At 54.8% G+C, this 9,371-nt stretch carries 6 protein-coding genes; 2 read left to right on the top strand and 4 right to left on the bottom strand.

From position 1 onward, the window contains the following. Nucleotides 1-691: tetratricopeptide repeat protein (locus tag ABX962_RS21110; protein ID WP_372722035.1), on the top strand; the 691-nt coding region annotated here is incomplete at its 5' end. A gap of 119 nt (nt 692-810) precedes the next feature. On the opposite strand, the gene ABX962_RS21105 is transcribed toward ABX962_RS21110, so the two are convergent. The 4 genes from ABX962_RS21105 to rsfS all read right to left on the bottom strand — a co-directional run bounded on the left by ABX962_RS21105 (nt 811) and on the right by rsfS (nt 5,710). Then, nucleotides 811-2,313 (bottom strand): protein kinase, encoded by a 1,503-nt coding sequence (locus tag ABX962_RS21105; RefSeq protein WP_372722033.1) that lies wholly within the window; start codon nt 2,311-2,313, stop codon nt 811-813. Nucleotides 2,314-2,556: 243 nt separating this feature from the next. Next, complete coding sequence (locus ABX962_RS21100) at nt 2,557-2,928, bottom strand: hypothetical protein (protein ID WP_345325746.1); 372 nt, start codon at nt 2,926-2,928, stop codon at nt 2,557-2,559. A 178-nt stretch (nt 2,929-3,106) separates the two neighbouring features. Beyond that, nucleotides 3,107-5,086 (bottom strand): arginine--tRNA ligase, encoded by a 1,980-nt coding sequence (gene argS, locus ABX962_RS21095; protein WP_372722031.1) that lies wholly within the window; start codon nt 5,084-5,086, stop codon nt 3,107-3,109. Nucleotides 5,087-5,302: 216 nt separating this feature from the next. Next, nucleotides 5,303-5,710: a ribosome silencing factor gene (gene rsfS, locus ABX962_RS21090; protein WP_339946617.1), complete on the bottom strand. Its 408-nt coding sequence runs from the start codon at nt 5,708-5,710 to the stop codon at nt 5,303-5,305. Between the two features lie 616 nt (nt 5,711-6,326). On the opposite strand from rsfS, the gene ABX962_RS21085 reads away from it, so the two are divergent. After that, nucleotides 6,327-6,986 (top strand): thioredoxin family protein, encoded by a 660-nt coding sequence (locus ABX962_RS21085; protein ID WP_372722029.1) that lies wholly within the window; start codon nt 6,327-6,329, stop codon nt 6,984-6,986. Nucleotides 6,987-9,371 lie beyond the last annotated feature (2,385 nt).

Below are 9,371 nucleotides of genomic sequence, written 5' to 3'. Positions count from 1 at the left end.
GCCGGATATCCACCGGCCGCTCGAACAGCTCTCGATCTTGGTCGAAGGTGAATTCGTGCTGCTGCGGCACGGTGAGGGATTGGTGGAACCGGGTGGCCAATTGCGGTTCGACTTTGATGCCCTCGATGATTTCGACGCCGCTGCGACCAAAGACGATGACTTTGCGGCGGGGCATGTGTTGTCGATGGTACGCGAGGACGACACCTCGTTTCCTGTGGGCAATCGCGCTCTGGATGACTCCGACGCCCTGCTGGTGGCCGCTTACCAGGCCGAGGATGAAGACGATCTGCAGCGAGCGATCGATTTCTACCACGCGATCTTAGCGCGAGACGGACCGCGGGCGGATATCAACTTTCAAATGGGTGAATTGCTGTACCGAATCGGCGAGACGATTGCGTCACGCGAACGCTATTACAGCGCGATCGAAATCGATCCCGAGTTCGTCGAAGCCCGTGCCAGCCTAGGAATCGTGCTGGCAGAAACGGGACAACCCGAACTCGGAGTGGCCTCGTTCCAAGGAGCCCTGCAGATCTTTGAAGACTACTCTGACGTGCATTACCATCTGGCCAAGACACTCGATTCGCTCGGCCGAACCAGCGAGGCGGTCCACCACTGGACGCGTTTCTTGGAACTGTTTCCCGATAGCCCCTGGGCAGACGAAGCACGTCTGCGGCTTGCCGAAAAACCGTAGGAGGTCTTGCTAAAGATCCGTTCACCCCCAGGAAACCGATTCACCCCAGGAAACAGCGAGCCTTAACAAGTTGCACGACGTGCCATCCCCCCATTTGCCTGCGAAAATGCGGCGTCAACCTAGTACGTCCCCGCCGGCCGTCGGTTGACACCAACCAACAACTGGCTGAGCGCTTGACGTAGTTCCCGAACCTTCAGCGGCAGTCCCAACATTTTGCGATTCGGTCCACGCAGCGCGGCTTGAATCAGATTGGTTTGTCGTCGATCAATCAAGAGGATGCTGGGTATACCGGAAGTTGTTTCGTCCTGGGCAAACCGGTTGTAGGCATCGACGGCGTCCGCCCCCAGGTCGGCGGCGCCAAAGATCACACAATCCGCTGGCTGCTCGTCGGCGGTAGCAAACCGGGCCAACGCGCGATTCGGATCCTGAATGATCAGAACGCGATATCCTCGTGCTTTCAAACGGTCGCGAATGGCGTTTTGTAGACCAATCTTTGACTCGACCAACAACACCACATAACCTTCGCCCTCGTTCGAGGGAATCTCGTCATCGTCTTGGTGTTCGGCCATCGGTTGATGGTAGTCGTCGGGGCTGCTGCCGGTGATCCCGCGCTCGAGCATCGTGATCGCTTTGCGAACTTCCGCGTTCAGCTCGGCAGCCGACTGGTACCGCTGGCTGACGTCAAACCGCATCGCTTTTTGAACAATCTGGTTTGCCACCCCTGGGACGTCGGGGGCATAGTCCGTCAGCGGTTTAATATCAATGAAACGGTTGACGTTCAAACGCGCCAAGCGGTCGCGAGTTTCGCTCAGTGCCGGCTCGCCCGCCAGCATGTGATAGAGCATATTTCCGGCAAAGAAAACATCGCTACGCGGGTCGTCTTTACGAACGCCCGAGCCCCGTTCCAGTGCCGCGTAATCGATTGCCCGCGCGTTTGGACAATCGGCAATCTGTTCGGGATTATTGCGATCGGCAAGCGCCGCCAACCCAAAGTCGACGAGTTTGGCTTTGCCGTCGGTCGAAATCAACACGTTGGATAATTTCAAGTCACGGTGCGAAATCCCCAGTGACGCGGCATGCGCGAGGGCCGACGAAATATCGCTGATCAAACTGAGCGCAAGATCCGCTGGCAGTTTTCCGCGGATACGAACCAGTTCACGAAGCGTTTGTCCCTCGACAAATTCCATCACCAGGAACGGGTTGCGAACGTCCGGAATAACGTCGTAAATGCTGACAATGTTGGGGTGCCGCAGCTTCAGCCCCATGCGGCCTTCACGCAAAAACTGCTCCAGTTCCTTGGGCTCGTCGCGGAATCGTTTGCGGAGCACTTTGACGGCAAAAATGTTCCCCTCTCGCTCGGCCCGGTAAACGCGAGCAAAGGTACCCGCACCAATCAAGTACTGGACCTTGTAATCACCGTAAAAATAGCCGCTGCGGTCCCCCCGCAACAATTTCTCGGTCTGCAGCGTTGAAACGATCTCCGACCGCTGCATCGCGTCAATCATGTCCTCCAGCGTGACATCGCCCGCTCCCAATTCGCTGCGGACACGGTCAACGGCGCGTGGATCCGCCAAACCATAGTCTTTGATTCGTTGTGCGAACTGATCGGGAGTCAAACTCATACAACTAGATCAAGAATGAGCGAAAAAAGAAAGAAACACCGACGCAGGACGAAACCTCGGCACAGCCCTCCATTTTACACGCAACTGCAACGGATTCACAGAACGGAGGGCTCAGAATTGAGAGCGGGACCGCAGCGGCACTTCTAGATTTGCCGATTGCAGCGGGCAAAGCGAGACACCCCGCCAGCCAATCCGACACGCAATCCGCTCGATGTCGGCGTGACTCGGCGTAATCAAATTGCGTTAGTCCTTGATCGCTTCGAGGGCATCGAGGGCCGCTCGGGTTTCCGCGATCCCACCAAACTCGCGGGTGAGGTGTTTCAATCGCACCAATAAGGGGAGCGAGACCTTTTGTTTCCGGTGGTTCGTCGTCTTCGCGGGTTTCGCCGCAGCTTCACCGCCTGCCTTCTTGCCGCTTGGGCGACCCGGTTTTCCGACCTCACCCTGTTGTCGTTTTGAATTCGAGCGAATGGTACTGACGTATTGCGCCGTCACTTCGATTCCTTGTTTCTTCAACTCGGCGCTGACCTGAAGCGGCTTGGCATTGGGATGCGCCTTGTAGTAGTCACGGATCGCCTTGGCGCGATTGACACCCGAAGATTTCTTTTTAGCCATGATGAGAGTTCCAGCTTGAATGAGCATAGGTCGCCGGTCTCGAAACAAAGATAACGCTAAGTTACCGTAGAGCAACTACCGAATCTGTCAATCTTTGTTTTCCATCGGCTCGCCGACAAAAGCGGATAACCGTGCAACTCGATTTAAGCTGACCCGCCAAACGGCCAAAACGGTCGGTCTACATCCGCGCGACGACGTTGATGCCCAACAACGACAAGGCAACGCGAATGACGCGGCCGGTCAATGCTACTAAAGCCAATCGGAGCGATGCGATCGCTTCACTTTCCGCTTTCAACACATGACAATTGTCGTTGAACACCGCATACGCTTTTGCGGTTTCATAGAGATAGTCGACCAAGGCGTTGGGGGCGTAATCCTGATGCACCGAAACAAGTGCCTCTTCAAATCTTAGCAATTTGACGGCCAGCGCCCGTTCCGCAGGATGGGTGAATTCGGTCAACTCGGAATCGATCGAGATCACTTCGGAATCAGTCACCCCCGCTTTTCGCAAAATACCTTGGGTGCGAGCGTAGGCGTATTGCACATAGGCGGACGTGTTGCCTTCGAGCGCAACCATCTTATCCAAACTGAAACTGTAATCGCTGGTGCGGTGGTGTGACAAATCAGCGTACTTGATCGCGCCGTGGCCGACGACCTGAGCAACTTGTTCACGTTCCGCATCGTCCATCGGCGGATCAATTTTTTCGATCCGTTCGGGGTTGCAAACGACTTCGCGTGCGCGATTGACCGCATCATCCAACAACCCTTCTAATCCGATCAGCGTGCCGCTACGTGTTTTTAGCGGTTTGCCGTTTTCGCCTAGCACCGTCCCGAAATTAACGTGAACCATCTTCACATTTTCCATCCCAATCTTTCTCGCAACCGCAAACAACTTATCAAAGTGCTCGCTTTGTCGGCTGTCGACGACGTACAAGATTTCATCAGGATTGAATTCTTCGAGTCGATACTTCAGGGTTGCAATGTCGGTGGTCGCGTACAGAAACGCACCGTCTTTTTTGCGGACGATCATTGGCGCGTCAAATTCATCTAGAAAGACGCACACAGCACCTTCGCTGTCGCGAGCGAGCCCCCGCTTCTCGAGATCCTCGACCACGGGCTCGAGCATCGAGTGGTAGAAACTTTCACCCAGTGTGTGATCAAACGTCACATTCAAACGGTTGTAGATGCGATTGATTTCATCCTTACAGTGCGGCAGGAACTTGGTCCAAAGCGCAATATTCTCGCTGTCACCTTGGTGCAGTTTGACGGTTTCCTGAAGTACCGCGTTTTCGACATCCGGGTGTGCGTTGGCTTGCGCGACCAATTCCGCGTCCGCTTCAACCGTTTGGATCTTTTCAAGAAGCGATTCAGATTGCGTTTCGAGCGATTCGACCTTCTTCTTGGCCGATGCTAACGCCTTCTTCGCATGCTTTTGTGCTTTCGGATCCGCGGCGGCTTGAAGTGCTTGTTCCGCTGCAGCGACTTCGGAATTCGCATCGGTCAATTGAGCCGGAATTTGCTCGACTGCGCGTTTGGCCTTTCGATACTCGATCAATTGATTCACAAATCGATAAAGCGACGCGAGTTCGGTAACCGGATTTTTGGCCACCTTGTCCGCGTCACCAAAATGTTTGTAACCATAGATGATGATGCCGAACTGAGTCCCCCAATCCCCGAGATGATTATCGGTGATCACATCGTGCCCGAGAAATGCCAAGGTTCGCGCGATCGCATCACCAATCACCGTGCTGCGGATATGACCCACATGCATCGGTTTGGCCACGTTGGGTGACGAAAAATCGACAATGACCTTGCGTTTCGGGTTTGCGAGCGAGACCAGACAACGCGGATCGGCAAGCATGTCGCGGAGCGACTGCAACAGAAACGAGTCTTTCAAACGCAGATTGATGAACCCAGGACCGGCGATTTCAGGCGGTTCACAAACTGCGTCGAGATCCAGTTTCTCGACAATCCCCGATGCCAACTCACGTGGATTTTTCCCAATCTGTTTCGACAACGGCATCGCACAGTTCGCTTGGTAGTCACCAAACTTGGGATCGTTGGTCGAGCGGATCATCGAAGCAAACGGACTCGGGTCTTCGACGAACGTTTTAAGTGCCTCGGCAAAGCGAACACTAAACTGATTCGGGAGATGCATCGTGCAAAATTCCAGCCAAGAAGCGATGGGAAAGTTGGAAGCGTGCGGCATTTCGGACCGCAGCGAGATGACAGGCGTCAGTGAGCTCCGCCAATCAATAGCGATGGCGTGACGTTCGCACAGCCAATGTCCGGCCGGATTCCCCAGTGACTGGAAATTTGCTGGCGACGAACATTCACAGGCTCAAAAATTCTAACGAACACCACGTTCGTCAGCCTAGGCGTTTGGTTTCAGCCCTAATTCCTCGAGCGGAATCGGTTTGCCGTCAGCCCACAACGATTCGAGATCGTAATATTCACGAGTTTCTTCGTCGAACAAGTGAATCACGACGCTGCCGTAATCCAGCACGATCCAATGACTGTCCTGGTACCCTTCGATCCCCAACCGTTGGTCACCGAGCGTTTTTTCCAAGACATCGTCGATTTGCTCGCTGATCGCATGCAATTGACGCCGGCTCGAACCGGTCGCAAAGACGAACAGGTCAAATTCGGCGGTTTGTCCGCAAACGTCCAAAACCATGACGTCTTGGCCTTTGTTCTCCAAGGCGACTTTTGCGGCTGCGGTTGCCAATTTGCGGCTGTATTCGACGCCATGTGGCCGAATCGCACGCGAAGGCTGAGCCATGGGATTTTTTTGCGCAGCGTCTTCCGGCGGAGTCGTTTTACTCGCGTTTTCGCTTGAGTTTGGCGTCGGGAGGGAAGCGTCAGCGTCTGGGGCGGTTTCGTTAGCTTTTTCTGTCATAGCCCGAAGTTTAATGGTTTTCAAAATTCTGTCACGCACCACAAGGGCAAAACGGAGTGAATATGGACCGGATTATGCCCCCCGCTCCCGGCGATCCCGCTCTGCGGGCCGCTTGAACAGACACCAATGCCCCCTCACCCGTTCACCTCATTGTCCCCCAAAAAATTCATTTGCGATGTTTCACCCCCTGCCGCCCCCTTTTCAGGTCGCTGTGAATCCAAGACGTCATCGATCTATTTCCCGCAGTTTGCCGAGCTTTTACGGTGGTCTTCACTCGGGACTGACCACGGAATTCTCGGCACACCGTCTCGCCCGCTCTCGGCGTGAAACTCGACTCCGTGGATTTTCCTCATCATCGAATGAAAGGTTACGGCGGGATGCACGTCGGATTGTCAATCAACCTCTTGCGCAACGGCCAACCGGCCAACGCCCTTGCGGTTGTCGCACGTGGTCTTGTAACACGCATGGAACGATCCGGCCTTTCTCGCAAAGACTCATAATGAAAAATCTTCGTCTAAGTACAATGATGCTATTGCCAGCCGTACTCGCCGCTGCGAGCGGATGTAGTGGAGGAGCTAGCTTTGGCTTCGGTCGCACGGTTTTCGGTCGCACGGTTTCAAGCGATCTGACGGGCGTAGTCGATGAATCCGATGCAATCCAGCAGGCTGCGATCGCGGACGCCACCTCCGCTTCGCCCCCTTCGTCCTCCGCCGCCGTTGACACATCTATCGCAACCGTCTCGGCGACAACTCCTGCAAACCACGCGACGACGACATTAGCCAGTGCCAATTTGGCCCCTTCACCAATCGCCAGCAGAGAAACGCCCCACAAACCGGACGGTCCCGCACTGATCACCCTGCCTCCCAATGGCGATCTCGAATCCGTACTGGCCAAAGCCAATGGTAACGTGCTGCTGGACTTCTACGCCGATTGGTGTGGACCGTGCCGCAAGCAAGCTGTGATTTTGCACGAGTTGGAAGAAACCGCTGCCGAAAACGACACGCTGATTGTGAAGGTCAACGTCGACGAACACAAACAGATCGCTCGCGAAATGCAAGTTTCGAGTCTGCCTACGTTGGTGATGGTCAAAGATGGCGAGATCGTCAAGCGTCAAACCGGCTTGGCTCGCAAAGCCGACCTCGTCCATTGGATGCAATAATTCGCCGTTGCAGTCTCATTTTTCTGCCGCAACAATTTTTCGGTCTCTCCATCGACCGAGCAACGAACGACCGCAATTCGCAGCCATCCCGAGACACGACGCATACCGTCAATCGGCAACAGTCGAACCTGTCACGGCCCAGCGATCGGTGCTTGCCCACACCGTTGCCCCGTAAAGCACGCCAACAGGCTACGCGCAAAGAGCCGCGGCAGCGATCGTAATCACTGGCTTGGAATTGGCAGCATGATGACTCCGCAGTCGCAGCAAATTCGCGATGCGATCGCAGGCACGTTCCATTCAACCGAAGGTTGGGCAGGAAGATGGAAGGGGCAGGAAAATAACTGACTCATTCCGCTCGGCCACTCCTTCCGCCGCAGACCGTCTGCACCCGAGATACCGCGAAAGGTTAAATGATGGAAGGTTAAAAAATGGAAATCAACGTCAGCGTTCAATCCCATTCGCAAACCGACATCGACGTCTCATTTTTCTTTCGCACCAATTTTTCTGTCTCTCCACCGACCGAGCAACGACGAAACGCAAGTCGCTGCCAGCCCGACAACCAACACATACCGTCAATCGGCAACCGTCGAGCCTGTCACGGCCCAGCGATCGCTGTTTGCCCACGCCGTTGCCCCGTGAAGCACGCCAATAGGCTACGCGTGAAGAGACGCAGCAGCGATCGTAATCACTGGCTTGGAATTGGCAGCATCATGACTCCGCAGTCGCAGCAAACTCGCGAAGCGATGGCAGGCACGTTCCATTCAACCGGGTGGTTGGGCAGGAAGATGGAAGGGGCAGAAAATAGTTGACTCATTCTGCTCGGTCACTCCTTCCGTCGCAAACCGTCTGCACCCGCGATAACCGCGAAAGGTTAAAAGATGGAAGGTTAAAAAATGGAAATCAACGTCAGCGTTCAATCCCATTCGCAAAACGTCATCGACGTCTCATTTTTCTGTCGCACCAATCTTTCTGTCTCTCCACCGACCGAGCAACGACCAAACGCAATTCGCTGCCAGCCCGACAACCAACACATACCGTCAATCGGCAACCGTCGAGCCTGTCACGGCCCGGCGATCGGTGCTTGCCCACAGTGGCCCCGTGAAGCACTCCAATAGGCTACGCGTGAAGAGCCGCTGCAGCGGCGGCAGCATTTAGCCCCATGCGTGAGCATGGGGTTTCGGGTACGAAAAAAAACATAGCCGCGATAGCGGCGGCAGCGATCGTAATCACCAGCTTGGAATTGGCAGCATGATGACTCCGCAATCGCAGCAAACTCGCGGGGCGATGGCAGGCACGTTCCATTCAACCGGGTGGTTGGGCAGGAAGATGGAAGGGGCAGGAAAATAACTGACTCATTCCGCTCGGTCACTCCTTCCGTCGCAAACCGTCTGCACCCGAGATACCGCGAAAGGTTAGAAAATGGAAATCAACGTCAGCGTTCAATCGCAATCCCAAATCGCCATCGCAGTTTCATTTTTCTGTCACACCAATTTTTCTGTCTATCCACCGACCGAGCAACGGCCAGACGCAAGTCGTCGCCAGCCCGACAACCAACGCATACCGTCAATCGACAACCGTCGAACCTGTCACGGCCCAGCGATCGGTGCTTGCCCACGCCGTTGCCCCGTGAAGCACGCCAATAGGCTACGCGTGAAGAGACGGAGCAGCGATCGTAATCACTGGCTTGGAATTGGCAAAATGGTGACTCCGCAGTCGCAGCCAACTCGCGAAGCGATAGTAGGCACGTTCCATTCAACCGAAGGTTGGGCAGGAAGATGGAGGGGGCAGGAAAATAGTTGCTTCATTCTGCTCGGCCACTCCTTCCGTCGCAAACCGTCTGCACCCGCGATAACCTCGAAAGGTTAAAAAAATGGGAGGTTAAAAAATAGGAAACGGTGGCAAGGACGAACCGGGACCGAGCAACGATCCGTGTTGCTGAATGACAATGAGTGGTCCAGCATGATGGGAACATTGACCATCGCAAATCGCACACCAATGACGTGGTGCGATCAGACTGAAGAAGGCAGAAGGCCAGACGAATCGGGGACAGACGAATGAAACCAGACAAAGATCAATCGAATCATTCAGCGAGCCGTGACAGCGATCGACGCGTCGTTCAACCGACGACAGGAATTGACGACAAGTTCCAGGCAAAAAAATAGATAACAAAAAGATGAAGATCTAAAAGTAGGCCACTCGTTTTTCCGGCGTCCCAATTTTTCTGTCGCACCAATCTTCCTGTCTACCACCCACGTTCCCAGCCGAGCACTCCTCACTCCTCACTCCTCACTCCTCACTCCTCACTCCTCACTCCTCACTCCTCACTCCTCACTCCTCACTCCTCACTCCTCACTCCTCACTCCTCACTCCTCACTCCTCACTCCT

Origin of the sequence: Novipirellula sp. (assembly GCF_041583735.1) — a bacterium.
GTDB lineage: Bacteria > Planctomycetota > Planctomycetia > Pirellulales > Pirellulaceae > Novipirellula.
This window is presented reverse-complemented; position numbering and strand designations above follow the sequence as displayed.